Annotated in this window: 25 protein-coding genes; 9 read left to right on the top strand and 16 right to left on the bottom strand. The window is 51.5% G+C overall.

The window, feature by feature from the left end; all coding sequences use genetic code 11:
• Nucleotides 1-37: 37 nt before the first annotated feature.
• Complete coding sequence (locus tag HH301_RS13060; protein ID WP_169569334.1) at nt 38-1,243, top strand: CaiB/BaiF CoA transferase family protein; 1,206 nt, start codon at nt 38-40, stop codon at nt 1,241-1,243.
• On the opposite strand, the gene HH301_RS13055 is transcribed toward HH301_RS13060, so the two are convergent.
• Complete coding sequence (locus tag HH301_RS13055; RefSeq protein WP_169569333.1) at nt 1,240-2,244, bottom strand: nickel/cobalt transporter; 1,005 nt, start codon at nt 2,242-2,244, stop codon at nt 1,240-1,242. The genes HH301_RS13060 and HH301_RS13055 overlap by 4 nt on opposite strands.
• Entirely contained in the window at nt 2,235-2,888 is a 654-nt protein-coding gene (locus tag HH301_RS13050) for a DUF1007 family protein (protein ID WP_169569332.1), read from the bottom strand. The genes HH301_RS13055 and HH301_RS13050 overlap by 10 nt, the downstream gene beginning before the upstream one ends.
• A gap of 167 nt (nt 2,889-3,055) precedes the next feature.
• On the opposite strand from HH301_RS13050, the gene HH301_RS13045 reads away from it, so the two are divergent.
• On the top strand, nt 3,056-3,586 hold the full coding sequence (locus HH301_RS13045) for a SixA phosphatase family protein (RefSeq protein WP_169569331.1): 531 nt from the start codon (nt 3,056-3,058) through the stop codon (nt 3,584-3,586).
• 77 nt (nt 3,587-3,663) lie between these two features.
• Here the strand turns inward: HH301_RS13045 and HH301_RS13040 are convergent, their stop codons facing one another.
• The 5 genes from HH301_RS13040 to doeB all read right to left on the bottom strand — a co-directional run bounded on the left by HH301_RS13040 (nt 3,664) and on the right by doeB (nt 9,229).
• Nucleotides 3,664-5,034 (bottom strand): aspartate aminotransferase family protein, encoded by a 1,371-nt coding sequence (locus HH301_RS13040; protein ID WP_169569330.1) that lies wholly within the window; start codon nt 5,032-5,034, stop codon nt 3,664-3,666.
• A 38-nt stretch (nt 5,035-5,072) separates the two neighbouring features.
• Nucleotides 5,073-6,572: an NAD-dependent succinate-semialdehyde dehydrogenase gene (locus tag HH301_RS13035; protein ID WP_169569329.1), complete on the bottom strand. Its 1,500-nt coding sequence runs from the start codon at nt 6,570-6,572 to the stop codon at nt 5,073-5,075.
• Between the two features lie 136 nt (nt 6,573-6,708).
• Nucleotides 6,709-7,185 (bottom strand): winged helix-turn-helix transcriptional regulator, encoded by a 477-nt coding sequence (locus HH301_RS17905; RefSeq protein WP_169569328.1) that lies wholly within the window; start codon nt 7,183-7,185, stop codon nt 6,709-6,711.
• A 5-nt stretch (nt 7,186-7,190) separates the two neighbouring features.
• Nucleotides 7,191-8,192: a cyclodeaminase gene (locus HH301_RS13025; RefSeq protein ID WP_169569327.1), complete on the bottom strand. Its 1,002-nt coding sequence runs from the start codon at nt 8,190-8,192 to the stop codon at nt 7,191-7,193.
• A 17-nt stretch (nt 8,193-8,209) separates the two neighbouring features.
• Nucleotides 8,210-9,229: a N(2)-acetyl-L-2,4-diaminobutanoate deacetylase DoeB gene (gene doeB / locus HH301_RS13020; RefSeq protein WP_169569326.1), complete on the bottom strand. Its 1,020-nt coding sequence runs from the start codon at nt 9,227-9,229 to the stop codon at nt 8,210-8,212.
• Between the two features lie 117 nt (nt 9,230-9,346).
• Between doeB and eutB the strand changes: the two genes are divergently transcribed.
• The gene (gene eutB / locus HH301_RS13015) at nt 9,347-10,321 is read left to right on the top strand and encodes a hydroxyectoine utilization dehydratase EutB (RefSeq protein ID WP_169569325.1); all 975 of its coding nucleotides are present in this window, start codon (nt 9,347-9,349) and stop codon (nt 10,319-10,321) included.
• 18 nt (nt 10,322-10,339) lie between these two features.
• Here eutB and HH301_RS13010 read toward each other — a convergent pair whose 3' ends face one another.
• The 3 genes from HH301_RS13010 to HH301_RS13000 all read right to left on the bottom strand — a co-directional run bounded on the left by HH301_RS13010 (nt 10,340) and on the right by HH301_RS13000 (nt 12,543).
• On the bottom strand, nt 10,340-10,768 hold the full coding sequence (locus HH301_RS13010; RefSeq protein WP_169569324.1) for a hypothetical protein: 429 nt from the start codon (nt 10,766-10,768) through the stop codon (nt 10,340-10,342).
• A gap of 187 nt (nt 10,769-10,955) precedes the next feature.
• Nucleotides 10,956-11,201: a hypothetical protein gene (locus HH301_RS13005; RefSeq protein ID WP_169569323.1), complete on the bottom strand. Its 246-nt coding sequence runs from the start codon at nt 11,199-11,201 to the stop codon at nt 10,956-10,958.
• A gap of 163 nt (nt 11,202-11,364) precedes the next feature.
• Nucleotides 11,365-12,543: a M24 family metallopeptidase gene (locus HH301_RS13000; RefSeq protein WP_169569322.1), complete on the bottom strand. Its 1,179-nt coding sequence runs from the start codon at nt 12,541-12,543 to the stop codon at nt 11,365-11,367.
• 340 nt (nt 12,544-12,883) lie between these two features.
• On the opposite strand from HH301_RS13000, the gene HH301_RS12995 reads away from it, so the two are divergent.
• A complete protein-coding gene (locus tag HH301_RS12995; RefSeq protein ID WP_169569321.1) occupies nt 12,884-13,612 on the top strand; it encodes a GntR family transcriptional regulator in 729 nt (242 codons plus the stop codon).
• Nucleotides 13,613-14,143: 531 nt separating this feature from the next.
• On the opposite strand, the gene HH301_RS12990 is transcribed toward HH301_RS12995, so the two are convergent.
• A complete protein-coding gene (locus HH301_RS12990; RefSeq protein WP_169569320.1) occupies nt 14,144-15,253 on the bottom strand; it encodes an MBL fold metallo-hydrolase in 1,110 nt (369 codons plus the stop codon).
• Nucleotides 15,254-15,807: 554 nt separating this feature from the next.
• Between HH301_RS12990 and HH301_RS12985 the strand changes: the two genes are divergently transcribed.
• The 4 genes from HH301_RS12985 (at nt 15,808) to HH301_RS12970 (ending at nt 19,890) form a co-directional block, all read left to right on the top strand.
• Nucleotides 15,808-17,889 (top strand): bifunctional diguanylate cyclase/phosphodiesterase, encoded by a 2,082-nt coding sequence (locus HH301_RS12985; RefSeq protein WP_169569319.1) that lies wholly within the window; start codon nt 15,808-15,810, stop codon nt 17,887-17,889.
• A 108-nt stretch (nt 17,890-17,997) separates the two neighbouring features.
• Entirely contained in the window at nt 17,998-18,630 is a 633-nt protein-coding gene (locus HH301_RS12980; RefSeq protein ID WP_169569318.1) for a hypothetical protein, read from the top strand.
• A 52-nt stretch (nt 18,631-18,682) separates the two neighbouring features.
• The gene (locus tag HH301_RS12975) at nt 18,683-19,024 is read left to right on the top strand and encodes a hypothetical protein (protein WP_169569317.1); all 342 of its coding nucleotides are present in this window, start codon (nt 18,683-18,685) and stop codon (nt 19,022-19,024) included.
• A gap of 116 nt (nt 19,025-19,140) precedes the next feature.
• A complete protein-coding gene (locus tag HH301_RS12970; protein ID WP_206378299.1) occupies nt 19,141-19,890 on the top strand; it encodes a DODA-type extradiol aromatic ring-opening family dioxygenase in 750 nt (249 codons plus the stop codon).
• Nucleotides 19,891-19,899: 9 nt separating this feature from the next.
• On the opposite strand, the gene HH301_RS12965 is transcribed toward HH301_RS12970, so the two are convergent.
• From HH301_RS12965 to HH301_RS12945, 5 genes are read right to left on the bottom strand one after another with little or no spacing between them, the layout of a single operon-like run.
• A complete protein-coding gene (locus tag HH301_RS12965) occupies nt 19,900-20,247 on the bottom strand; it encodes a 5-carboxymethyl-2-hydroxymuconate Delta-isomerase (protein WP_169569315.1) in 348 nt (115 codons plus the stop codon).
• Nucleotides 20,248-20,257: 10 nt separating this feature from the next.
• The gene (locus HH301_RS12960; protein WP_169569314.1) at nt 20,258-21,721 is read right to left on the bottom strand and encodes a glutamine synthetase family protein; all 1,464 of its coding nucleotides are present in this window, start codon (nt 21,719-21,721) and stop codon (nt 20,258-20,260) included.
• Nucleotides 21,722-21,775: 54 nt separating this feature from the next.
• Entirely contained in the window at nt 21,776-23,104 is a 1,329-nt protein-coding gene (locus HH301_RS12955) for a Rieske 2Fe-2S domain-containing protein (protein WP_169569313.1), read from the bottom strand.
• A gap of 48 nt (nt 23,105-23,152) precedes the next feature.
• The gene (locus HH301_RS12950) at nt 23,153-24,400 is read right to left on the bottom strand and encodes an NAD(P)/FAD-dependent oxidoreductase (RefSeq protein ID WP_169569312.1); all 1,248 of its coding nucleotides are present in this window, start codon (nt 24,398-24,400) and stop codon (nt 23,153-23,155) included.
• Nucleotides 24,397-24,732, bottom strand: coding sequence for a 2Fe-2S iron-sulfur cluster-binding family protein (locus HH301_RS12945; RefSeq protein ID WP_169569311.1), 336 nt, complete (start codon nt 24,730-24,732; stop codon nt 24,397-24,399). Before HH301_RS12945 ends, HH301_RS12950 begins: the two co-directional genes overlap by 4 nt.
• A gap of 241 nt (nt 24,733-24,973) precedes the next feature.
• Between HH301_RS12945 and HH301_RS12940 the strand changes: the two genes are divergently transcribed.
• On the top strand, nt 24,974-25,741 hold the full coding sequence (locus tag HH301_RS12940) for an IclR family transcriptional regulator (RefSeq protein WP_169569310.1): 768 nt from the start codon (nt 24,974-24,976) through the stop codon (nt 25,739-25,741).
• Nucleotides 25,742-25,770 lie beyond the last annotated feature (29 nt).

The raw sequence follows: 25,770 nt of genomic DNA, 5'->3' as shown, positions 1-25,770 counted from the left end.
TCAGAATAAAAAGAAGAAGAACAACAAGGATAAGAAGATGAGAGCATTGGCAGGCGTTCGTGTGCTGGACCTGTCCCGGGTTCTGGCCGGTCCAATTTGTGCCCAGACCCTCGGCGATTTAGGGGCAGATGTTATCAAGATTGAAAATGTTGGCGGCGGGGATGATACTCGGACAATGGGAACCCCGGTTCATGCAAATGACACCAGTTTTTTCAACGCCGTAAACCGCAACAAGAAAAGCATTGCATTGGATCTGGCCTCTGAGGAGGGGCAAAAGATCGCCCGCGAACTGGCGGAGCAGGCTGATGTGATTGTGGAAAATTTCAAGCTGGGCGGCGCTGCCAAGTTTGGTCTTGATTATGAAACCCTGTCCAAGAAAAACCCGAAGCTGATTTACTGTTCGGTTTCTGGCTATGGACGGGAGAGCGATTTCAAGCATCGCCTTGGTTATGATCTGGTAATCCAGGCCCAATCCGGACTGATGATGCTCAATGGGGAGCCGGGGCAGGATCCCTTGCGTGCTCCTGTTGCCATCGTCGATCTGGTGACGGGTCATCATGCTGCGCAGGCATGTCTTGCGGCCCTTTTCGCGCGGGAGCGGACGGGCAAAGGTCAGGCCATTGATATTTGCCTGCTGGACTGCGGGCTTGCACTACTGTCCTATTATGCCAATAACAGCCTCTGGCTCGGCAAAAACCCCGATCGCTACGGCAATTCAAACCCGTTTGTTGCGCCTTATGGCATCTTTAAGGCTTCTGATGGGTTCGTCATCATGGCCATTGCCAATAACGGTCAATTCAAGCGTCTTTGCGAGGATGTGTTCGAAGCGCCGGAATTGGTCACCGATCCCCGGTTTGCCAGCAACACGGACCGGGCCAATAACCGCGAGGCTCTAGTGGAAGCCATGCAGCCTTATCTTAATAAATTCACGCGTTTGGAACTTTGCACGAAGATGGAGGAAAACAAGCTCCCCGGCGGTGAGGTTCGCTCTGTCCTGGAAGCCCTTCAGTCTGCCGAGGCCACGTCTCGCGGCATGGTGCATACGCTGCAGCATCCTGAGGCAGGCGAAATCTCCCTGATCGGCAGTCCGCTTCGGCTATCTGAGTCTGGTGTTGAGCCGGTGAACAGACCGCCGTCTCTTGGCGAAAACTCTGTCGAGGTTCTCAAATCCCTCGGTAAATCCGACGCGGAAATTGAAGCCCTTCTGGCGAGCGGCGTTGCCGAGCAGCTGAACCGATCCTAGATTAGTGGATGCTGCGTTCCCTGAACTGACAGGAACAGCATCACGCCTAACAGGGTGACGATCAATCCACCACTGAACATCACCCCAATAGAGGCGTATTTAAGGGCAGGGCTATCCTGCCGGGCCACAAGACGGCCAGCCAGCTTTCGTGAATAAACCGCGAGGGTGGCGAGGGCGCTTACCGTTATCGCTGTGCCAAGTGAGATGGCAAGCACAGAGAATATTCCCGCCCAGCGAAGGTTCAGGCTTTCAGCAAAAATCAGCACCAGTAAAGATCCGGTGCAGGGTCTTATCCCAATGGAGGCAATAATCCCGATCGCTTCGCGCAGTCGAACCTTGCCGCTTAACAGGCTCGGATCCGGTGCATGAACATGCCCGCAATCGCTGCAGGCCTCATCATGCGCATGGCTGTGATGAGGGGAGTGGTCGTGGGTATGGGTATGGGAGTGAGGTTTGGCGATGAGCTGTTGCTCTTCCCTTGATAGTCGCCTGTATTTCAGGAAACTGGTGAGGGCCCGTTTCATCAAAAAGATCCCAATAAGGGTAACAAGACCGAAGCTCACCATTTCCAATAGGGGAACCGCATCGGTTGCCTGCCGCCGGGTGAACCCGATCAGGTGGACGAGAACCAGGATTAGGCTGAGCGCTGTTATCCCTTGCAAGAGGGCAGAGAGGAAAGCCAGCAGAATGCCGCGTTTCAGCTCGCTTTCATTACTCAATAAATAAGTGCTGATCACCGCTTTGCCATGTCCGGGTCCGGCCGCGTGAAAAACACCATAGAGGAAACTTAAGCTGACCAGCGACCAGGTCGCAATCCAGCCGCCATCCCGGATGGATTTGAGGACGCTCGCCAGCTCCCGGTGATAGGCGCTTTGTTTCTGCTGGATGGTCATCAACCATTGATCCAGTAGCGACAGATCCGCCGCCAGCGCGAGTTTCGGCATGACGAGCGTGAAGATCAGCACAGCCAGCCCAGCCTTAATGAACGGTGTCATTTGCATGAAAGCTTGACCCACTCCGCGAAGTAATCACCCAAGTTGAAGTTTGGCTTTTCTGTCCGGTCGAGGGAATAGGCCATAATACTCATTTCCTCTGGTGGGTTCGGGGGGATTAGGGTCGACTTGCAGCGATCCCTCTGGCTTGCCGGCAATAGGGTCGAGGGGGCCTTATCGTCATGCAGGATCTCAATATAATAGGTGGGGTCATAGACGGAATAGCGAATGCCATCCTGAACCGGGTCGAGCGGGGTTTTCAGATCAATCTGATACTTCATCCATAGCCGGTAGTCGGTGATCCCGGTTGTGAATTTCGGATGAAGGGTAAAGGCTTGATCCTCTCCATCCTTGGTGATCTTGGTGTAATAGTTATATTCCGCCAGATTGGTCAGGTTCCCCGCAGCAAGCTCCCTTAAAGCTTCCGCGTTTGGCGTGCCATCCGCATCCTTTGGAATTTCTTCCATGATAAAGGCAGAGTAAAAGTCTCCAAACAGCCAGTAAATCTCCAGCCCGGTCATCTCTCCCGCTTCATTAAACAGCGGCTCTGTCTTCATATCGATCCATACGTGGGGATGGGCTTCCGGCTTTAACGGCATAAGCAGGAGGAACAATAGGGTGAGGGCGGCAAATCGCATGGGCTTGGGCATCATCAGACGTTCGTTAGGGTACAGGCTATTGTTATTCTATAACATCTTATCGGGCAAGAGATGTTTCAAGGGCGCTGTCTCAAAAAATTCACGGGATCAGGGCTGGAAATTAGCGCATACCACACCTACCTCTTTTGTGAAGCGGAGTGGGATAAAGTTAAGGGGAACAGATGCCAAAGCAAGTGACATTGATGCGCCACGCCAAATCCAGTTGGGAGGATTATTCCTTGAGCGACTACGACCGACCGCTCGCCCCGCGGGGTAAAAAGGCTGCGCCGCGGATGGGCAAATATATGTTGGAAAACAAAATCTCCCCCGATGTTGTTCTCTGCTCACCGGCGCAAAGAACCAAGGAAACTCTGGCTCGGGTGCAGACGGCTTTTGGTGGTGATTTCAATATCTGCTATGACAAGATGATCTATTCCGCCGGGATGGGGCATGGACTGATAGAGCTCCTCCATCAGTTGGAGGATAGCTATGATCATGCCCTGATCGTCGGCCACAACCCGGCCATGCAGGAACTGGCGCTGTCATTGGTCAACTGGATCGCCAGCCGGGAATCCGAGGTCCAGCATTTCATCCGCCGTAAATTTTCGACCGGCGCTATAGCCAGCATGCAATTCAACTCAGATAACTGGAAAGACGTGGGCCTCGCCCGCGGCCATCTCACCCACTTCATGACCCCGAAATTGCTGGGGTGAGGGGGCTGTTCCAAACCATCACATAAAAAAAAGCCCTCAGGTTTCCCTGAGGGCTTTGGTGTGCTGGACGCCCTGTCTTATCCCAGCACTTCCGTGACGGCTTCCGCGGCAGCATCGACGACGATTTTGGCTTCGTCTTCGGTGATGCAGAGCGGCGGAGCAAAGCCGAGGATATCCCCTTGCGGCATCGCCCTAGCGATTACACCGCGTTTGAGGAGCGCTGCGGCAACTTTGGCGCCGATGGTTTTGGCGGGGTCAAAGAATTTGCGCGCTTCTGGATCTTCGGCGAGTTCCAATGCAATCAGCAGGCCTTCGCCGCGGATTTCAGCGACGTTTTTGTGATCGCCGAGTGCATCCTGCATCATGGCTTTCATGGCGGCTCCGGTTTTACCGGCGTTCTCAACAAGCCCGAGCTTGTCCACCAGTTCCAGATTGGCAACGCCTGCTGCAGCGCCAATTGGGTGGGCAGAGTAAGTCCAGCCGTGCCCGATCGGACCATTTTCATCCGTGCCCTGCATCAGGACGTCCCACATTTTATCCCCGACGATGGAGCCGGAGAGCGGCGCGTAGGCAGAAGTGAGACCCTTGGCAATGGTGATGAGATCTGGCTTAAGGCCATAATGCTCACTGCCGAACATGCTGCCGAGGCGACCAAAACCAGTGACTACTTCGTCCGCAATCAGCAGGATATCGTATTTATTGAGGACTTCCTGAATAGCCGCCCAATATCCGGCAGGGGGTGGAACCAGTCCACCAGTACCAAGGGCAGGCTCCCCAATAAAGGCGGCAACGGTATCCGGTCCTTCGGCGAGGATCAGCTCTTCCAGCTTTTTCGCGCAATCAGCGGAGAATTCTTCTTCGCTCATGGCGGCGTCACTGCGGCGGAGGTAGTAAGGCGCTTCTGTATGAATAACTTGCGCCAGGGGCAGATCGAACTTCTTGTGGAATAGCTCAAGCCCGGTCAAGGAGCCTGTCATCAGGCCCGAGCCATGATAGCCCCGCCAGCGGGAGATGATCTTCTTCTTCTCTGGCCGTCCGAGAATATTGTTATAGTACCAGACCAGCTTGATATTGGTCTCGTTCGCGTCCGAGCCGGAGAGACCAAAGTAAACCTTGCTCATGTGATCCGGTGCGCGGTCGAGGATCATTTTGGACAGGGTGATGGACGCTTCTGTGCCATGCCCCACATAGGCATGGTAATAGGCAAGCTCTTTTGCCTGCGTTGCAATGGCATCGGCAATTTCTGTCCGGCCATAGCCCACATTCACGCAGTAAAGTCCTGCGAAGGCATCAAGCAGCTTATTGTCGTTCCGATCCTGGATATACACACCCTTACCACCGGTAACAATCCGGTTAGGGGCTTCACCGCGGGCAAACTGCCCCAGATGTGTGGACGGATGGAAAAAATTCTCGCGGTCCCATTTGTCGAGTTGATCGTTGGTTTTCATTGTCTTCCTTTCTTTTAATAGTGCTGTCTGGGGCCTACTCACATCACGTCGTAGTCGCGGCAAACATACTTAATCTCTGTAAATTCTTCCATGCCCTGACGGGCGCCTTCACGGCCCATGCCGGACTGCTTCACGCCGCCAAAGGGGATCGGGGCGCCAGTCACCTTGGTGCGGTTGACGGCGACCATGCCAAACTGCAAATCCCGCGTTGCCCGGTAAATGCGACGGGCATTTTTGGTATGCACATAGGCGATCAGGCCGTATTCGGTTTCGTTCGCCTTGGCGATGATGTCGTCACGCTCCGGATCGAAGGACGTAATGGCGGCAACAGGGCCAAAGGTTTCTTCGTGCAGGATCCTAGCATGATCGGGCACATTGGCGAGCACTGTTGGCTCATAATAGAGCGGACCCAGAAAATGGCGCTTACCCCCAAGCAGAAGGCGTGCTCCCTTGAATAGGGCATCCTCCACATGCTCTTCCTGTTTCTGGATTGCCTTTTCATTCATCAGGGGGCCGATATCCCTGTCTTCAATGCCAGGACCGATTGTCAGGGCACGGGTGGCTTCGGTGAAGGCTTCGCAAAAAGCTGCATATAACGGCTCAGCCACGAAAAACCGGTTGGCGGCGAGGCAATCCTGGCCGGAAGTTGCAAACTTGGCAGAGATGGCGCATTTCACGGCAAGGTCCAGATCCGCATCCTCATAAACGATGAACGGCGCATGCCCGCCCAATTCCATGACCAGTTTTTTGACCGTGTTCGCTGACAGCCGATACAGCAGGCGTCCGATCTCGGTTGAGCCGGTGAAGGAGAGAACACGAACGCGCGGATCATCTGTCCAGGCTTTGACAATCTCCGGGGCCTCTCCGGTGACTACGTTAAAGACACCCGGCGGAAAGCCTGCCCGTTCCGCAAGCTCAGCAAGGGCGAGGGCAGAATAGGGTGTTTCCTTGGAGGGATGAACAACAACCGGACAGCCGGCAGCAAGGGCCGCGGCGGCTTTTCGGGTGATCATGGCGCTTGGGAAGTTCCACGGGGTGACAAGGGCCGCAATACCGGCAGGTTCCCGCCAGAGTTCAATTTCAGCGCCTTTCAGATGAGAGGTAACGCTTTCAATATTGGGGCGCTTGGCTTCTTCGGCATAAAATTCGATAAAATCAGCCGCATAGTCGATTTCCCCGCGGCATTCGGAAAGTGGCTTTCCCTGTTCACGGGTCATAATAAGGGCGAGATCCTCCTTATGGGCTCTCATCAGATCAAACCATCTTCTCAGAAAAACCGCCCGCTCCTGTGGCAGGGAAGCGGCCCAATCATCAAATGCCGCTTCTGCAGCGCTCACCGCTTTTTGCGCATCGCCAGCGCTTAAAGACGGGACTACCCCCAAAACTTGTCCGGTAGCTGGATCCGTAACGTCCAGTACAGCACCACTCGTTGAGTTGGTCCATTCCCCACCAACGTAGGAAAACCCCTTGAAGAGGGATGGATCAGCCAAATCCAGTGGATCGGATGGTGTCAGTTTTTCTGCATAGACTTGTGACATGGAGTATCTCCCAATAATCCCGTGTGTTGAGATTGAGAGTAACGATCCTTGTGAAGAATGTGCTTTTGAACTGAACCCTGTTTGCAGACCAAACTATCGATATTGGCACTCTAAACAGACCATTCTTCTGCAGCGCTTAGGGAAGCTCGCTCGGAATGGGGGGGAAGGGAGAGATTTTGACTGGTTTGGTTACCACATAGGTGTAGTAGCGCCGAAGCCCGATTTTGTCATTGAGCATCCGATCTACCAGTCTCTGATAGGTATCCACATCCTTGGTGGCGATTTTGAGGAAATAATCAACGCCGCCGCCAACCGCCCAGCATTCAACAATTTCCGGGATCTGCTGAACGGCTTCTTCAAAGATTTCAAAATCTTCGGCCTTATGGCTATCCAGCTCAGCCTGCATGAAAATGACTGATAAGGGGCCAAAGGCATTCATTTTGACGAATGCGCCATAGCCTTCAATTATACCTTCTTTTTCGAGCCGTTTGAGGCGCTCCCAACAGGGGGTGGGAGAGAGGGCAATCTTTTCGGCAAGGGCGGCCTTCGTGATCCGCCCCTCCCGCTGCAGGATAGACAGGATTTTCAAATCCCGATCATCAAGCTTAAGCACGTATTCTATCCCCCTGTTGCATCAATGCTTTGACCTTTGCCAAGCCGGGCGGCTGCCGTCAAGGCATAACTGGCAATCGCCGTATCCTGCGCGCCCGTGCCGGTTAGATCGCAAATGGTGATCTGGCTGTCATCTGTTCGGCCCGGATGTGATTTCTGAATGATCTGGCCGAGTTCCGGAATACCGTCTTTTGAGATTACCCCAGCTTTAAGCGCAGATCGAAGTTCTCCCATCAACTCGCACTGACTGACCCGGTCCGCCACATATAGATCAGCCTTGCCAAGGGCGCTCGCCTCAATTTCATTCTTGCCGGCCTGATCGGATCCCATTGCGGTGATATGCAGCCCCGGATGAAGCCAGTTTGATTTGAAAATTGGCGTCTCTGCTGGCGTGGTGGTAATCACCAGTTGGCTTTGAGATATGGCATCCTCAGGCTCTGCCGCAGCCATGACCGGGATCTTTATGTCAGCGGATAACCGGTTGGCCAGTTCCTTGGTCTTTTCTTCATTCCGACCCCAGACATATGCCTTTTCAAAAGGGCGGGCGAGGTAAGCGGCTTTCAGTTGCAGCTCCGCCTGAACACCTGTGCCCATAACCGTTGCGACCTTCACAGTCTTTGGGGCGAGGTGACGGGCGGCAACTCCGCCTGCGGCGGCTGTTCGAACATTTGTCAGATACCCATTATCCAATAAAACCGCCCTTGCAAGTCCGGTTTTGGCATCCAGAACCATCATCAAGCCGTTAAGGCTGGCAAGTCCGAGGCTTGGATTGTTGAAAAAACCGGGACTGACCTTGATGGCAAAACCTTCAAACCCTTCAATATAGGCGGTCTTTATATCGACTTCCCCATTTTGAGCCGGCAGATCCATGGAGAGAACCGGTGGCATGACAACCTTGCCATCAGCGAGCAGTCCAAAAGCCTGTTCCACCGTATCAAGGGCAGTCTGATCGAGCTCGACAAACTCTCTCAAGTCTTTCTCGGTTAGGATTTTGACAGGATTTGACATGCGTCCTCCTTCACAGGTTAGCTGAAGTTGTCAGTTTCCTGTCCCATCACAGCCAGGCAGTCGCCCCGGTTAATCTGTCCCATAAGGTGCCGGTGAATGACAATGCCATCACACGGCGCACGGTACTCAGCTGGCGCTGCCGTCGGGTTATCCAGATCATAAATACGAGCCACAATATGGCCTTTTTCAACTCTCTCACCGAGCTCAGCGGTGAACTCAAACAGACCGGTTTTATCCGCAATTACAAAGGCTTCTGCTGGGGTTCCCAGGAACCGTGTTTTGCCGGGACCTTTAGGTGCCTCATCCAGAATGCCCAGATGCACCAGAACATCATGGATACCGGTTTCTGCGATGCGGACAGTTTCGGGACGGTTGCTGCCGCCGCCCCCTAATTCCGTGGATATAAATATCTTACCCATTTCTTCAACCGCTGTATCCAGCATACCCGCTGCATCCAGTTCTTCCAGCACGAGGCAGTTGGGCGCCCCAAATGCTCTCGCAGCGGCCAAAGTACGCTCCATATGATCAGGGTCTGGCAGGTTATGAATAACAGCGGTTGGCAGAAAGCTCATGATTTTGCCGCCGGCATGAATATCAACGACCGCATCAACACGGGTGAGGATAAACCGCTGAACAAAATCGGCAATCATCTGGGTGATGGTGCCGTCTGCATCCCCAGGGAATGACCGGTTCATGTTCCCTCCATCCAAAGGGGAGAGGCGGGTGCCTGCCTTCACAGCCGGATAGTTCAAGGCCGGCAGGATGATGACGCGCCCCTTCACTTTGTCAATCTCAAGTGACTGGATCAATTTGATCAGCGCAATCGGACCTTCATATTCATCGCCATGGTTGCCACCCGTGAGCAGGACGGTCGGGCCCTCACCGTTTTTGAAGACCGAAAGAGGCATAAGCAGAGAGCCCCAGGGGCTGTCGTTTCGGGAATGGGGAATGATCAGATGACCATGCTGAACCCCATCCTTATCAAGATCAATCTGGGTGCTGATCTTACTTCTTTTTTCAAGCGCTGTATTCGTCATTGAGCTGTCAATTTCTTATGATGTATACAAATAGGCGTAAATTATCCAGTATTCGGAATTATATGGTAGGTCAACTGCTCATTTTCGAAAATGATGTACACAACAGAAGGAGTTTTCATGTTATCGCTTCAATCTGTGCTGAAAGCGAGGCAATCGGTAGGCGAAGTTGCCATCCGAACAAGTCTGATGCCTTCGACCAGTCTGTCGACGGAAACCCGTGCAGTTCGCCTGAAACTGGAAACGCTTCAACCCACCGGCTCCTTCAAAATTCGCGGGGCAACAAACGCTATCGCCAATTTAACTGCTGAGGGGGCGAAAAGGGGGGTCGTCTGTGCGTCGACGGGTAATCATGGACGGGCGCTGACCTATGCGGCAAAGGCCCGTGGAGTTCGAACAACCGTCTGTATGTCAGAGCTGGTCCCGGAAAACAAGGTCGCTGCCATTCGGGATTTGGGAGCAGAGGTTCGGATCGTCGGTCAAAGCCAGGATGATGCTCAACTGGAGGTAAACCGGCTGGTTGCAGAAGAAGGGATGATTGAAATTCCGCCTTTTGATCATCAGGATGTCATTACCGGCCAGGGGACAATTGGTCTGGAAATTGTTGAAGATTGGCCGGAGGTGGATACGGTGCTGGTGCCCTTGTCCGGCGGCGGGCTGATTGCCGGAATTGCCCTTGCCATTAAATCGGTTTGTTTTGACATCAAGGTGATCGGTGTTTCGATGCAGCGAGGGGCGGCAATGAAGGAAAGCCTGCAGCGAGGTTATCCGGTTGAAGTGACGGAGGAGCCTTCGCTCGCGGATTCCCTGGGCGGTGGTATTGGGCTTAAAAACCAGTTCACCTTCGATATTGCCCAAGAGCTGATCGACGATGTCATCCTGCTGGATGAAGGGCAAATTGCAGACGGAATGCGCCATCTTTATCGCAAGGAAGGGATCGTGGCGGAGGGCGCCGCAGCGGTAGGTGTTTCAGTTCTTCTGGGGGAGCTGAGTGAGCAGCTCGGTGAGAATGTGGCGGTGGTTGTCTCCGGCCGGAATGTAGATATGCCCCTTTTCGAGGAAGTGATGAAGGGCGCGCTGCCTTTTGGGAAGTGAGAGTTTGAGAGGTGGTTCTTAGTGTCTGCCAGTCTGAGCAGAAATTCCAAAGTGACTTTTTATGGCGGTGGAGCGCAGCAGATAGGTCGAAAGTCCGATATATACGCTGAACTCCACGAGCATAATCAGAACGCCAGTTGATCCGCCGCCAAATGCCCCGAAGTCGATTGTTTCAACAAAACAGAGTGTTGCCAGAACAGCATACATGGTGATTGTGGCATAGACCGTGTGAGGCCATCTCTTGAGATACCCCAATAGGAAGATGACCCCTGTCAGCAGGATGCCCAAGAAATGCAAAAACTGTAGGCCAGACGGAAATTTCTCGTTTTGCAGCCCTAGTGACAGGCTCGGCGCTGCATATTCCAGAAGACCCAATAGACCCCAGCAGAGCAATCCTGCCGAAACGGCAAGCAGGAATTTTGGAAGAAATTTGTCGAGTGTATCCATCAGATGACCTTCACCGACGGGAGATCAATGCCCATTGCTTTGAATGTGATTTAATCCCAACCATAGCATGTTTTGTTTAATCGAGCACTTGGAAGATCGATGAAGATCAATGAGGTTTATTCGCCGGCAAAAAGGCAAAAAAGAAGCCCCGTTAGGAGGGGCGGGGCTTCTCAGGGAGTTGCCAGCTTCAGGACTGCTGGCGGGGGAAACAATCGCGGGCTGTAACACTGATCAGTGCCAGGAAAACGATAGGGACAAGGGATAGAGCCGTAATAATCAGGGCCGGATATCCAAACAGGTAAGTTGCCAGGATCCAGAGCAGCACAAAGTTCACGATAAACAGGATCTTGTTGATATCGGGACCATTTTGGGCGTCCTTGATAAACCAGCCAAGGACCGGGAACCGAGCGGCAATTGAGACAGCAAAATTCATCAGAATACTCTTCTAACGTATATGGGGGCTTTGATTGTAATCAATGACCGAAACGTAATAACCGGCCCTTGCTTTTCACAGATGGCAAATTGTCACAGGGCGATTGTGCCCAAAAAAAAGCCCCCGGATTTTCCGAGGGCTTTTCTGTCAGATGTTTTGACTTTTAGTGTTTAACGAACAATTCGCGTGGAACACTGGCAAGGCAGGCGCCGCCATTGGCCGTCACCTGCAGGCTTTCCGTCATTTCAAAGCCCCAATCCTCAAACCAGAGGCCCGGCATGAAATGGAACGTCATCCCTTCTTCAAGAACTGTTCTGTCTTCACCTCGAAGGCTCATGGTCCGCTCACCCCAATCCGGCGGGTAGCTGAGGCCAATTGGATAGCCGCAGCGATTGTCTTTCTCATAGCCGTGCTTTTTCAGGTTTTCGTAAAAGACGTTGGCAACCTCACCGCAGGTATTTCCTGGCTTGAAATAATCCAGGGTTTTTTCGATGCATTCCTGAATGGTCCCTTCAACCCGGCGATATTGTTCGGTTGGTTCCCCGAAATAAATCGTGCGGGATACAGGGCAGTGATAGCGGTGATAGGCCCCGGCAATTTCCATGAACGCACCGGTGTCACGCTCTAATCGGCCATCGTCCCATGTCATATGGCTGGCGGCTGCCTCAGGTCCACTGCCGATCAGCGGGACAATCGCAGTATAATCACCGTAGAACTCATCTGTTCCCTTGATGGAGGCATGGTAGATTTCCGCAACCAGATCGTTTTTCCGCATGCCCGGCTCGGCAACTTCCAAGATCCGCTCATAGGTTTTCTCGATCACCCGCGCTGCGCGGTTCATATATTCCAGTTCCATCGGGGATTTGACAGCCCGTTGCCAGTTCACCAGGCTGGTGGCCCCAATGAATTCAGCGTTTGGCAAATTTTCCTGCAAGGATTGCATGGCCCGTGCACTAAAATAGTAATTGTCAGATTCGACACCGATCTTGGCGCTTGCGAAGCTTTTCTCAATCAGAATGCCGGACAGGTAATCCATCGGATGGGCATCCGGGTTCTGAACATAAAAGTCTGGATAGGCGATGATGTTTTCAGGCGGCAGGGTGGTGGTCATGCGCGCCCCAGGGGCATCAATACCCCGTCCGTACCAATAGACCTCGCCATCCTCGGTCAGGATAACGCATTGGTGAACATAAAAGGACCAACCGTCATACCCGGTTAGCCAGGCCATATTGGATGGGTCAGTGACGATCAGAACGTCAATCCCCTGTTTCTGCATGGCGTGCAGGGTTTTGGTTTTACGGGCAGTGTATTCTTCACTAGAAAAGCGAATGCGTGCGTTCATATGAGCCCCTTTCTCAGAAAACAGAGGTGACTGGGGATGGAATGCGGAGGACCCCATTAAGGCCGGTACTTGTCATTGCATTTGGATTTGCTGTCTCATTTGATGGGGTCTTCATGATTTCTTCCTCTTAAATCAAATAAAATACGAGTTGTGTACAACTTGCATCCGTTATAAGATTTTTCTGCTAAAAATTGGTAAAATACAACCAAAAAATTCTGCTGTTGTATATCTCTTTGGAAAAAACTGCTTTTTTGCGGTAAATTGAACCCGCTTTTTAGGATGGAATTCCTGACCTAACAGGAGGCTTTTTGCCTCTGCTTGAGAGATTAAAGTGACTAAGGTGCTGAAAAATTTAAAAAAATCGGATGCGGACACAGATTTGCATGCTGGCAGTAAGTCCCATGACCGTCAAATTGCGATTTATGAGACGATTAAAGAACGAATTGCGCTTTTGGATTATGCGCCAGGCGCCCGCCTGTCAGAATCAAAACTGGCGGCCGAGTTTGGGGTTAGTCGGACACCGCTGAGATCGGCCCTCATGCGTCTTGAGGTGGAAGGATTGCTGGAGAGCAAGCATGGAGTGGGGACATTTGTGACTTCACTGGATATGACTGAACTCGAAGCGTTATATCAGTACAGAAAAGAGCTTAGCAGTCTTATTGCAGTTCTGGATCCGATCTTACCCTCTCCGGATTTGCTAAAACGAATGCAGGATCTCAGTGAGCGCTGCCGTCAGGTCGCGGACGCACCAGAGCCTGCAAGGCTGTTTGCCCGGATTAATATTGATTTCTTTAAATGCCTGATGGAACTGGTGGGTAATCCGGCCTTAAAGGAAACGATGGAGCGACTTTTTTATCAGACAAACCGGATGTGGCCTGCCTTGTCCTGCCTGGAAGAAGTTATCGAAGAGGCGACTATTTTTGAGAAGGAAATCGCTGACACCCTGGCAGCCCTGGAGGTCGAGGATATGGACACGGTTGCCAGTCTCAATCGAACACATGTCTCCCTGGCATTTAAACGGCTGGAGATTTATCAGGAGCAAAGTCACCGCAAAGATGAAGCATCCTAAAAAACCTCGCAAAGCGAATGGCTTGGCAAGGGGCGTTCAGATTTAGGGTTAAGGCTGGAGGATTGCATATCAGTCCAGCAAATTTCAGATTTTTTCATCACAATAATGGCTAAGATGCCGGTGATGCGGGGACTTGCCCCTTACTTTGGTTCCCGTTGGGAACCTTTTTCTCAATTTTTGTTCAAGAGTTCATACAAGTCTGCATCACCGGCGATAGATCGATATCGTTGGTATTGCAATTGCGATTGTTTTGAAGATCGGCTGGTAGGGTCCACTTCTTTTATCGCCAAAAGACGTGTGAGAAGAGAACAATTCCACCAGAAAACGACCAACACAGTCCCTTGAGGTCACCAAGGTCGATAGCTCCTTGGCTTGGTCAACGGACAGAGTTGCCGCTTGAGGAGTGGTCCCCTCGATTTTCTGGATGCGTTTCCCCAGGAGGTTTTCTCCCCCAACTTCCTGCAAGAACAAGGCAGATGGGGAGAGGGGAATTGCAATTCAACCTTTTTATGAGAAAAAAGTTATAAAATACTATTTATTTGCCGTTGTAAGCGGATTTCTGGGGTTTTCTATGGGGTCGAGCTGCTTCATTCCCCCGATTGGTAGGGTAATAAATGCATCTTCTGGCAATCCGGCTTCCTTAACAGCTTGCTTCAAGGCGACAGGCGGCTCAGTGACTTTTTCAGTTGTCAGAACAAACGTCCCCCAGTGAATACCGATAGAGGATTGGGAGCGAATATCCTGATGGATCTGGACAGCTTCGGCCGGGTTCACATGGGATTTTTTCATGAACCAACGGGGCTCATAGGCGCCAACTGGAATGAAGGAGAGGTTAAAGGGGCCCAGTCTGTTCCCGATCTGCTTGAACTGGACATCGTTATACCCGGTATCCCCGCCAAACCACAAATTGACATCGGCCTTTGGAAACTGGATGGCCCAGGAGCCCCACAAAGTTTCAAATCGGTCGAAAAGGCCCCGGCCTGACCAGTGTTGAGTTGGAGTAAGGGTGAGGGTCACATCCCGAAGAGTTGCTTTTTGCCACCAGTCCAGTTCGGTGACATTGGTGACCCCATTGGTTTCCAGTAAAGCCTTATTACCAAGCGGGACCAGCCAATGCGCAGAATTGCCAATGGCAGCGATGGTGTCTTCATCCATATGGTCATAATGGTTGTGGCTGATGACAATCGCATCAATGGGCGGCAGGTCCTCAATGGAGATGGCGGGATCCGTATAGCGCAACGGACCGGCAAAGGAGACAGGTGATGCCCGGTCCGAGAACATGGGGTCGGTCAAGACATTTAGGCCGTCATACTGAATAAGCAGAGTAGAATGGCCAATCCAGGTGACCTGCAAGAGATCGGCCGGCGGATCTTTGAGTTTGCTTAAGTCAACTTCGGTCCGGGCGATGGGTGGATTTTCTTTGAGGAGATCCTCATCGGGCCAATCTTCAGCAAAGCGAACTTTAAATAAAAAATCAAAAAAACCGGATTTTTGACTGTCATCTACATAGAGGTTCCGAAATCCCGTCGGCGTGTGATGGGCATTCGGAGCCGTTGGATCAAATTCAGCTGTTTCCTTCATGCCAGAACAGGCACTGAGGATCAGGGCAAGCCCTATCACCAGAGATTTCAGAATCTTCATCACCAACCTCCACTCCAATCGCATTAATAGAACGTCAAAACGGCCCTGTTTGGCAAGGATCAGCATCACAAAAGCAGTTGTTTTCAAATTTTTTCAAATTTTTTTCGAAGCTAAAAGTCCCAGAATTCAAGGCTTTTGAGAGACGGAAAACATTTGCCTAAAATTGTATTTTTATTTTTACGAGTTTTTGGCAAAACCCCCGCTATAACTCCCCTCAGTTGAGTAATCAGTAGCGTAAAAGAGTTGCTTAATCAGTTCGCGTTTATTGCATACCGGTATGCCTAGTTTGTTGCGTAATTAGTTCTGATTTCGTTGAGTTCCCCGTAAATATTTGTTGCGTGATCAGTTTTTGTTTCGTTGCGTTTTTAGTCGCGTTCGTTGCGTAATTCGTAAAATTTGCCAACATTTTTTTGCGTTATTTAACCTTTAGCTTACCACTTTTGGGATAGGTTGGACGGATGGATGTCTGACGATTTCAGAAGCGTGATGTGCTTGAGAGTGATTACTTGATAATCCGATCCAGGCAGTAACAGAGTGGTTGATTTGAGTGTAGTATGATTGAAGTTCTTTCTTGCCTGGCGAATGAGCACAACTATTACTTCGTAGCATTAGCAGTTCTTGTGTGCGCGATCGGCTCCACTGTCACCATGCGGCTTTACAGTCGGACCCGCTTCAGCGAAGGCGCCAAAAAATTTCACTGGATTTTTATTTCAGGCGTGACAGGTGGCTGCACCATCTGGACAACCCATTTTGTTGCCATGATCGGTTTCAATCCGCCGCTTTATCACGGGTATGAGCCGATTTTGACGGCAGCCTCCCTGTTTCTTTCCGTTGTTGTTTGTATGTTTGGTTTTGCGCTGTCTTCATGGACGCGCAAAAGCGTTCTCATCGAAATTGGCGGCGCCGTTGTTGGTCTTGGCATTATCTCCATGCATTATCTGGGGATGAAAGCCTACCTTATTGCGGGGACCATCAACTGGGACCCTACGCTAGTTGCCTGGTCCGTTATTTTGGGTATGGGATTTGGCGCTCTTGCTTTCAACCGGGTTGCCCGGCCAGTTACCCGCTATTGTAAGTATTTCGGCCCGGTTACATTAAGTCTGGCAATTGCCACCATGCATTTCACCGCCATGGGTGCCATGCAGATTGTCCCTGATCCAACCATTTTTGTGCCGCAGAGTTCATTCTCTGACATCACACTGGCATTTGGTGTCGTTGGCTTGATGGCATTGGTCCTGGGCTCTGGCTTTTCCATCAATATGCTGGATAACAAGACCAAAGCCGAAAATGAGGAATATTTTCACCATCTGTCCCACCATGACAGCCTGACGGGCCTTCCAAGCTATGATTTCCTTCTGCAGTCGCAAAGCTCCAAACTGGTGCTGGCTGAGGAAAATGGCTTGAAACTGGCCTTGTTGATGGTCGAGTTGGATGGACTTTGGGAAATTCGCAATGTTCATGGTCAAGCCGTAAGCGACTCTGTTTTAAAAACCATGGCGAGCCGCCTTGCAACCATCACTGGCGAGGGATATTACCTGGCCAAGGGCCGGGGAGACAGCCTGTTGATTGCCATGACTAAGGTCAGCAATAAAAAACAGGTGATGGAATTCGTTAGCCGTATGGAAGAAGAGTTCAAGCGTCCATACTTTGCAAATGACCGCGAGTTTACAGTGGATTTCCGCTGTGGGGTTGCTCTTCACCCGATGTCCAACCATACGCCGCAGGATCTTTTGGTTCAGGCTGAGCTGGCGCTTGGTCGGGCGGAGCAGGCGAAAACCCGGAAGATTGTTTTCTATGATCCATCAATTGATGAAAATAATCGCTCTCGCAGCATTCTCTCAATGGATCTGCGGTATGCGATTGAACGGAACGAACTGGATCTTTTCTACCAGCCACAGATTGATGTTCCGACCGGTAACCTTATCGGTTTTGAGGTCCTGATCCGCTGGCATCATCCAGAACGGGGCATGGTACCGCCGGATCAGTTCATCCCGATTGCAGAGGAAACAGGTCTGATTGTGCCAATTGGTGAATGGGTTCTGCGCACAGCGTGTGAAGCCGCCAGCCAGTGGAAACGGCCCTATAAGATTGCTGTGAACGTTGCAACAGCACAGCTGGCCTCAAACGAGTTACCAATTACAATTCTGGACATTCTGGGCCGGACGGGTCTTGATGCCAAACGGCTAGAGCTGGAAATTACGGAAACCAGTATCATTGATGATCATCATCATACGCTGAATATCGTTCGTCAGTTGAAGCAGCTCGGCATTTCCATTGCCATGGATGACTTCGGTACGGGCTATTCTTCTTTGTCCATGTTGCAAACCTTCCCGTTTGACAAGATCAAGATCGATCGATCCTTCATTAGTGGCGTCTCTGCCAATGAGCAATCCTCCGCTATCGCGCGCGCCACCATCGTTCTAGCACACGGCTTGAAAATGAAAGCCCTCGCCGAAGGGGTTGAGGATGATGAAGATCTGGCTTTTCTTCGTCAGTATGGCTGTCAGGAAGCGCAAGGATATTTCTTCGGAAAACCAGTTCCGCACGCTGAAATAGAGCATATTGTGAATGCGGATTTTGTGCCGGAAGAAGAGGCATCGGTAAATGTCTTCCAGTTGAGCACCGCTAGCGGCTAAGTCATAGCAGTTCAAAAATTTCTGGTAGAATAATAATATTAAATACAATTTAAGATTGTATTTGACGGAGGTCACGCCATATCCAGACTTTTGAGTAAGGATATGGACATGGTCAATCTGTCAGAAGCTGCAAGATTTAGAGATCAAGCCTGGTTCGACCAAATAAACTGGCAAAGTATATTTCTTTCGGAACAGCAATACCAACTGTCGCGTCAGGCGTTAAAAACCTACCTCGATGGCCAAAGGGTCCTCCCTCCTGAGTTATTTAACCCAAATAGTAACGATTTCATGCTCGCTGCATATGGACATGCAACCTCATTGGCTGTGGATTTTTCTGAGGAGTTTGCAGAGGACGTGGCAGCCCAACCTCTGGGAACTGTGGCAATGCCCGGTGTTGAATTCCAGTTTGCAAGGATGATTTCAAACGGGTTTCCCGTTCTTGATGGGTTAAAAATTCTCAATAGCGCAAATTTGGTAAACCGTCCGCAACCCGCAAAAGACTTTACAAGAAAGGTCGCGCTGACGCTCCTGGATAATTTGACGAGCTGGGCCCAGAGACTCATGCGGCTTGATCCTAAATGTCTGTTTTTCTTGTTTATGTCTGACGCCAGGCATGATCCTTTTATGCGGATCGGTGACCTTTCTTTTATTTCCTCAGATCTCAGGAGAGTTGAACTGGAGATCATTGAGCTTAGCGATTTAAGAAGCAGGGCTCAGGCACAGATAACGCTATCCAACTAATCTGAGAGCGAGATTACCAGGGTTCTAAGGGAACTCGAAGGCCTTAGGGGGCTTGGTCAATTATCCGCGTTTGACCTGCTCTTTGGATTATTTATACCAACTCTTGATTTATCTATCTGAATTCAGACAAACAGTTGCAACCAGTTGGAATTCGCAACCTGTTACTGATGCCAGCACTCAAGCTCATGGGACTATTTCACGCCTTGCTAAAATTATCTTGAGTGAGGCAAGTCATCATGCAGAACAAGTAATCCGCAGAAGCCGACGGAATGTTGGAATACCAAATGTTTGGAGCTCAATCGATCTGACAGGTGTTACGCTTATGGATCTGCATGAGTTTGGTATCCGGCAAATGGCCTTGCGTGACTTTATTGCCCCAGAAAAGTATTTGTAATCCTGACCCTTTAACTGGCCTTCGAAAACATGTACCGTTTGAAGTTGAGCAAATGGGGCGCCAGTAAAGAGGAATGCGATATGAGGGTTTTGTATCTTTCGCATGGGGGTGGCCCCTTGCCAGTATTAGGAGAGCCATCCCATCAGGAAATGGTCGCCTGCTTGCAAGAGATAGCGGGAAAACTTGAAAAGCCCAAAGCCATTCTTGTGGTCAGCGCCCATTGGGAAGAGGAAAACCCAACTCTGTTAAGCGCGCCACACCCTGATCTTTTCTATGACTATTACGGCTTTCCAGAGGAGAGCTACAGGCTGACATATCCCGCAGCGGGCAACCCGGCTCTTGCGGCTGAACTCAAGACTGCCCTGGAAGAGGAGGGCTTTACGGTAGGCGAGGATAGAGAACGCGGTTTTGATCATGGGATGTTTATCCCGCTCAAAATCATGTATCCGGATGCGGATATCCCTGTACTGCAACTGTCCCAATTGTCCAGCCTAGACCCCGAAGATCATATCCGGCTGGGACAGGCAATCGCACGTTTGGAAACCGAAGGGCTGCTGGTGATCGGATCGGGCTTTTCCTTTCATAATATGAGGGCTTTTGGGGCAGGGGCTACCAGCGAGGTTGCCACCATGAACCAGACTTTCGAAGCCTGGCTCAAAGAGACCTGTACAAGTCCTGAATTGAGCGAGGCAGAACGGCGGGATCGGCTGATCAATTGGGATGAAGCGCCCTACGCCCGGTTTTGCCATCCACGTGAAGAGCATCTGCTGCCACTTCAGGTTTGCTATGGCGCCGCGGGACGGGCGGCGACAGAGGCAATTTCCCTCTCCATACTCGGGGTCCAGTCCAGCATGTATCTGTGGTAACAGAGGGCGTTATCCCTCCAAGACCCGTTTTTTATATGCTGTCCGGTTCATGTCGCAGATATCAATGCTGACGCTGCTGACCGAAGGGAGTTTCTCCGCCAGCCGTTCCCTCAGCAAAAGGGCGAGATTTTCTTTCACTTCATCCGTTCGACCATCCAGCAGAAAAACGGTGACATGCAGGAATGTCTGCCCATCCTCAACCAGTTTGAAAAAGTCATAGGGGCGGGCGCGCACCTTGATATCCTTGGCATTCATGATGCCGCTATCCAGGCCTGCCTGAAAGGTGACATCCATAATGTCGACCATGTCGGCCTGATTTTCGACTTCCCGCGAATATTCGATTACGAAATGGGGCATTTAAGTCTCCCTAGAAGAGTGAAAAATATTCCCGTTCCTCCCATTCGGAAACGGTTGTGAGATAGCGGGTCCATTCTGCCTGTTTTAAGGTGGAAAGGTAACTGACAAAATCAGCTCCCAGCTGATTGGCATAAAAATTTCCATCCCGGAACGCGTTCAGCGCATCGATCAGACTGGCAGGCAGGGTTTCCGCATCAGATGAATAGGGGTTGGTAACCGGCGCCGGTGCTTGCAGGTTTTGCTCAATCCCATCCATCCCGCTTAAAATTTGAGAGGCGAGATAAAGATAAGGGTTGGCAGCAGGCTCCCCAATTCGGTTTTCAATTCGGCTTGCCTGATCACCTGGCCGAGCAAGGCAGCGGATCATGGCCCCGCGATTGTCACGACCCCACTGGATCCTGTCTGGCGCAAGAGTGAAAGGCCGGTAGCGTTTATATCCATTGATTGTGGGGGTCGAAAGAAGACAGCTTTCACGCGCATGGGCAAGCAGGCCAGCAATCCAGTTGAGCCCAAGTTCGGAGATATCAGAGCCTTCGTTGGGCATGAATTTATTCTCGCCGGTTTTCACATCGACAAGCGATTGATGCAGGTGCCAGCCGCTGGCCATGCTATCTGCAAAGCGGGGACGGCACATGAAGGTGGCATGAAGCCCGTTGCGATGGCAGACCTGCTTCACCATGGATCGGAAAGTGACCATATTGTCTGCCTGTTGCAGGGCCGGGGCCGGATCAAACGTCACTTCGCACTGGCTCGGGCCGAATTCCACTTCAAGGGAGCGCACAGGCAGACCAAGGCCTTCGGCATTGCGCCTCACAAGATCAAAAATATCTTCCATCTGATCGTAACGATCTTCTGTAAGATACTGATAACCTTGAGAAATCAGGCTGGTTTTAGGCGGTGTTCCAGGTTGTCCTGCGTCGCTTAAATCCATGGGAACTTCATCCATGTTAAAGACATGGAATTCAACCTCCAGCCCGGCAATGAAATCATATCCCATGCTATTGAGGCGCGCTTGTGCCTTCTTCAGGATCGAGCGGGTTGAGAGGCGAACAGGTTCACCATCCGCCATATGAAGATCAGCCATGATCCAACCGGTATGAGGTGACCAGGGCAGAATCCGGAAGGTTGTCGGATCGGGCAGCATCAGGACATCGCTGGCCCCGGTCAATTGGCCTGCGCCAAAACCTGCATCATCTGTCCAGACCGGAAATACAGTCCGATGAGATGTATCTTTGAGGAGCATGGTTGAGGTCATCGTGACGCCGTTTTTAAGGGCGGCCTCTAACCCGCTGATGACGATGGTTTTTCCCCGCAAAATCCCATGCTGGTCAGGAAAGGATACGCGGATCACTTCAAGATTGTTGTCTTTTGCTGACTTGAGGAGTTTCTCAGCGGCAGCAAACTGCTCATCCGACCAGAGGCCATGCTGATGAGCGAACCCGTCAGTCCTGATATTCCCGGAAGATTTTGTCATTCTATATAACCCCCTGTTGATGGGTTGGCAGGCGATACCTGCCATTCCCGGGCTTTAGTTACTGATTTCAGCATCCCAGCTGCAAGCTTTGCGGCGAGCGTCATCCCGCTCTTTCCAGCAGCTTTGCCAGTCATCTGTCGGACCGATGGCATCTACGGCAATGGGCCCTTGAATGGTTTTTGCCTCATTATCCGAAACCTGAAGCGGAAGTTCGCTCCGATCTCCGCCCTCTGCAATAACCTTCATGGCTTTGCGAAGTTTCCGCCGGTGTTGCATGATCGCTTTGTCGGTGGTGCCCAGATGTTCATTTGTCCGGTCCTGAATGGCCCCCATGGACTCGCACGCCCATTGGTCATGGACGTTGATGTCCAAGCCCATGCCAGTCCAGGTTACTGTTTCCTGTTCTTCGCGGTTATAGCCATAGTTATTGCGCTTGTTCCGAATGGGGGCGTAGTCGGGCAGGGTATGCTCTTTCAGACGTTGTTCCCGCATTTTTTCCTTGTCCACTGGGTCAGTGTAGGAGGTGAACATGGAAACCCAATAACAATTTTCATCATCCACGGGAACATGCCACTGGGTGATGTTCATTTCGTTCGACATCGGAATGGTAATGGCACAGGGAAATACCTGATTGGTCAGGCGCACATGGCTGCTGCCATTTTTCAAATCCCGAAGGGCAATCAGGCGCATCCCGTAATCCGTATCTTCGACGATGATTTCTGGCTGATCAAACTCCCTTAGGACCTTGGTCATGGGCATGTCCGTGTCAGCAGCGGTATCGCGAAATTGTTTTCCGTAGCTATCTTTTGGATCCTCATCTTGCAAAAAGCGATGAAGGAAGGATGCGTGGGCCGGATCAATGCCAACTTCCAATGCCTGCAGCCAGTTACATTCCCATAGTCCCTTAAAGGCAAAAACATGGGTTGCCGGCGCGCGGAAGCAGTCAAAATCTGGAAAGGCAGGTGGCTCTCCGGAACCCAAATAGGCAAAGATAAGCCCGTTCACTTCCTTTACCGGATAGGAGTTGACCTTGATTTTCTCGAACATGCGAGAGCCTTCAGGCTCGCCCGGTTGTTCCACACATTGACCGGTCTCATCGAACTTCCAGCCATGAAAGGGGCACCGAATGCCGCCATTTTCTTTGCGCCCAAAGCACAAATCAGCGCCCCGGTGCGGGCAGTGACGATCCATGAGAACCAGCTTGTCCTCTTCATTCCGATAAAGGGCCAGTTTTTCACCGAGCAGATTTACCGGGACAACGGGACGTTCGCCCTTTAGCTCCTCGCTCAAAGCCGCTGGCATCCAGTATTGACGAAGCAGCTCACCACCGGGTGTTCCTTTGCCAACCCGGGTGAGTTCATCGTTTTTCTCTTGGCTCATCATGGTTCTGTTCCTCCAGAAACTCTATGCTTCAGACTTTTTCAATTGAGTTCAAACAAAATTTTTCAGTTTAACGCCGATATCGGCGGTGGCATCCTTTGGCACCGATGTTCGATTGGTCACCAGTTTGCGGGCTGCGATGTGATCAATGGCCCGGTTAACACTATCGACCCGAACTAATGCGTCTCCCTGGTAGTAAAGGAGGGAGAACTTGGCCTCTTCCATTGAGCCGCGAATGACGATGTCATCAAATTCCAGGGCATCACCAACCATTTGCAGCTTAATATCCAACTGGTCAGACCAGAACCAGGGCGCTACCTGAACCGGGATTTCAGTGCCAGTAAGGCGGGCTGCAATGATCTTGGCTTGATCAACAGCGTTTTGAACACTTTCGGTGCGGGAATAGCGGCTGGAACCCAAAAGCTTCCAGGCGGCGCAATCCCCGGCTGCAGAGATATCCGGATTTGAAGTCAGGCAGGTTTCATCTACCAGGATACCGTTGCCGCATTTCAATCCAGCAGCCCGTCCGAGGGTATCATTCACCTCGGCCCCGATCCCGACAACAACCAGATCAGCTGTTATCTGATCCCCGCCAGAGAGGGAAATCTGTTTTCCCCCATTTTCCATTTCAATCACCTGATCAATCGTGGCGTTAAAGCGGAAACGGGTTCCTGCCTCCTGATGGCGGCGGGTTATGAAGTCCGACATGATCGGCGGGAAAAGACGGGCAAGGACGCGGTCCTGGGCTTCGATAACGGTTACGGTTTTGCCCAGTTTGCGTGCCGTCGCTGCCACTTCAAGGCCAATGAAGCCGGCTCCCGCAATGGCAAGACTTTCTGCGGCGGCCAAGGCTGTCTTCAGTGCGTTTGCTTCCGCCATATCCCTCAGTTTTAAAACGCCAGGCAGATCACCACCCGGAACAGGTAAGGTCCGTGCATCTGCGCCTGTTGCCAGCACAAGGTGATCGTATGAAAGGGTGGTTGGCGCGTTTTGCGCTGCAGGGGCACCGGGTAGAGTTTCAAGGGATAAGGTTTTGTCTTCTGGCGAGATGGCAGTCACGCGCACCCCGCTGAGCAGGGTGATCGCCTTGTCCCCATAATAAGAAGGACTTCGAAGAACCAGCCCATCTGCATCCGTCTGCCCGGCCAGAAAGGCCTTGGAAAGGGGCGGGCGCTGATAGGGGGTCGGCAATTCTCCGTGGATCAAGGTGATCGGCTGATCATATCCCAGATCTTTAAGTGATGCGGCAACCTGAACCCCGGCGTGAGAGGCCCCAACGATGACGACCCCGCGGCTCATGATTGGCAGTCTGGCACGTCAAAAACCTTGCCGTTCATATCCTCAACAACCGTGATTTGGCAGCTGAGGCGGCTGCTGGGCCGGCGTTCTGCTGCAGTCTCCTCCAACATTTCATTTTCTTCTTCGTTAGCCTCACCGGCGATGGCTTGCAGATCATCACTCAGGTAGATGTGACAGGTCGCGCACATGCAGCTGCCGCCGCATTCTGCTTCAATCCCGTCAACGTTATTGAAGATAGCCGCCTGCATAACGGATTGACCGATTGGGGCGTCGATTTCCTGGATCTCTCCATCCGGCTGACGAAAGCCGATTTTTACAGTGCTTTTGCTCATCATGTCCTTCAGTAAGGGCGGAGGGGGTAACCTGAAGTCCTGCCCTTTATCTCTCTGCTCAAGATGGTCTCAATTTTTAAGTTGATCGATTATCGATCATATGTTTTATAATCGATCACCATTTAACGGGAGACGGATACCTAAAGTCAAGGGGTGGAGTTGGATCGATTATGAAATTCAGTCCTCCTCAGACAGGTGAGTGCGCCTCGATTGAGAGCTGAAAGGCAAGGGATAGCAGGACATGCCTGAAGACTTAAATGCGAAGGATATATCGCTGACATTTGCCAAGGGGCTTGAAGTGTTGGCGGCTTTTGATGCGACTGATCGGGAAATGACGATCCCCGCACTTGCCCGAAAGACGAATCTGAACCGGACAGTCACACGCCGACTTGTTTTGACGCTAGAGCATTTGAATTATCTGGAGTGCCGGAACCGGGTCTATCGGTTGACCCCCCGTATCTTGAGATTGGCGGGCGGTTTCCTGCAAGGGAGGGATATTGGCAAGCATGTGACCCCGATCCTGACCACCTGTTCCGAAGCCTTAAAGGAAAGCGTGTCGTTTGCCATGATTGATGGGTTGGAAGCGGTTTATGTGGCCCATTCACCGGGGGATCCGACAATGATCACGATCGGCTTTACGGTTGGATCGCGACTTCCGCTGAACGCAACAGCAATTGGCCGGACGCTGGTAGCTTTTTCCGCGCCAGGTAAGCGGGAGTATCTTTTAACGCATGCACCAAGAGAAGCGCATACAAACGCGACAAAAACAGAAATTGAGGATTTAAGAGCGGATCTGCAGACAACTGCTTTTCAAGGATTTGCGTTTGTCAGTGATGAGTTTGAGCAAGGCGTGTCGTCTCTTGCGGTGCCGGTTTTACAAAATGATGGGGAACTGGTTGGTGCCCTTGGGATTGTGGGGCCAAACCCCCGGTTTGCAGATGAGGAGCAGCAGAAGAAAAGACTGGCGCTACTGCGTGAGTGCGCCAGTTCGATTGCCATGATTGTTTAAACGGGTGTCATTGGCGACCGTCTGATCAT

It is taken from the genome of Sneathiella limimaris, from assembly GCF_012932565.1.
Classification (GTDB): Bacteria; Pseudomonadota; Alphaproteobacteria; order Sneathiellales; family Sneathiellaceae; genus Sneathiella; species Sneathiella limimaris.
Note: the sequence above shows the minus strand (reverse complement) of the source record. Positions and strands in the feature narration are given on the sequence as shown.

Coding starts and splice junctions, on each gene's coding strand:
- HH301_RS13060 (WP_169569334.1), top strand. CDS start 38: ATGAGAGCATTGGCAGGCGTTCGTGTGCTGGACCTGTCCCGGGTTCTG.
- HH301_RS13055 (WP_169569333.1), bottom strand. CDS start 2,244: ATGCAAATGACACCGTTCATTAAGGCTGGGCTGGCTGTGCTGATCTTC.
- HH301_RS13050 (WP_169569332.1), bottom strand. CDS start 2,888: ATGATGCCCAAGCCCATGCGATTTGCCGCCCTCACCCTATTGTTCCTC.
- HH301_RS13045 (WP_169569331.1), top strand. CDS start 3,056: ATGCCAAAGCAAGTGACATTGATGCGCCACGCCAAATCCAGTTGGGAG.
- HH301_RS13040 (WP_169569330.1), bottom strand. CDS start 5,034: ATGAAAACCAACGATCAACTCGACAAATGGGACCGCGAGAATTTTTTC.
- HH301_RS13035 (WP_169569329.1), bottom strand. CDS start 6,572: ATGTCACAAGTCTATGCAGAAAAACTGACACCATCCGATCCACTGGAT.
- HH301_RS13025 (WP_169569327.1), bottom strand. CDS start 8,192: ATGTCAAATCCTGTCAAAATCCTAACCGAGAAAGACTTGAGAGAGTTT.
- doeB (WP_169569326.1), bottom strand. CDS start 9,229: ATGACGAATACAGCGCTTGAAAAAAGAAGTAAGATCAGCACCCAGATT.
- eutB (WP_169569325.1), top strand. CDS start 9,347: ATGTTATCGCTTCAATCTGTGCTGAAAGCGAGGCAATCGGTAGGCGAA.
- HH301_RS13010 (WP_169569324.1), bottom strand. CDS start 10,768: ATGGATACACTCGACAAATTTCTTCCAAAATTCCTGCTTGCCGTTTCG.
- HH301_RS13005 (WP_169569323.1), bottom strand. CDS start 11,201: ATGAATTTTGCTGTCTCAATTGCCGCTCGGTTCCCGGTCCTTGGCTGG.
- HH301_RS13000 (WP_169569322.1), bottom strand. CDS start 12,543: ATGAACGCACGCATTCGCTTTTCTAGTGAAGAATACACTGCCCGTAAA.
- HH301_RS12990 (WP_169569320.1), bottom strand. CDS start 15,253: ATGAAGATTCTGAAATCTCTGGTGATAGGGCTTGCCCTGATCCTCAGT.
- HH301_RS12985 (WP_169569319.1), top strand. CDS start 15,808: ATGATTGAAGTTCTTTCTTGCCTGGCGAATGAGCACAACTATTACTTC.
- HH301_RS12980 (WP_169569318.1), top strand. CDS start 17,998: ATGGTCAATCTGTCAGAAGCTGCAAGATTTAGAGATCAAGCCTGGTTC.
- HH301_RS12965 (WP_169569315.1), bottom strand. CDS start 20,247: ATGCCCCATTTCGTAATCGAATATTCGCGGGAAGTCGAAAATCAGGCC.
- HH301_RS12960 (WP_169569314.1), bottom strand. CDS start 21,721: ATGACAAAATCTTCCGGGAATATCAGGACTGACGGGTTCGCTCATCAG.
- HH301_RS12955 (WP_169569313.1), bottom strand. CDS start 23,104: ATGATGAGCCAAGAGAAAAACGATGAACTCACCCGGGTTGGCAAAGGA.
- HH301_RS12950 (WP_169569312.1), bottom strand. CDS start 24,400: ATGAGCCGCGGGGTCGTCATCGTTGGGGCCTCTCACGCCGGGGTTCAG.
- HH301_RS12945 (WP_169569311.1), bottom strand. CDS start 24,732: ATGAGCAAAAGCACTGTAAAAATCGGCTTTCGTCAGCCGGATGGAGAG.
- HH301_RS12940 (WP_169569310.1), top strand. CDS start 24,974: ATGCCTGAAGACTTAAATGCGAAGGATATATCGCTGACATTTGCCAAG.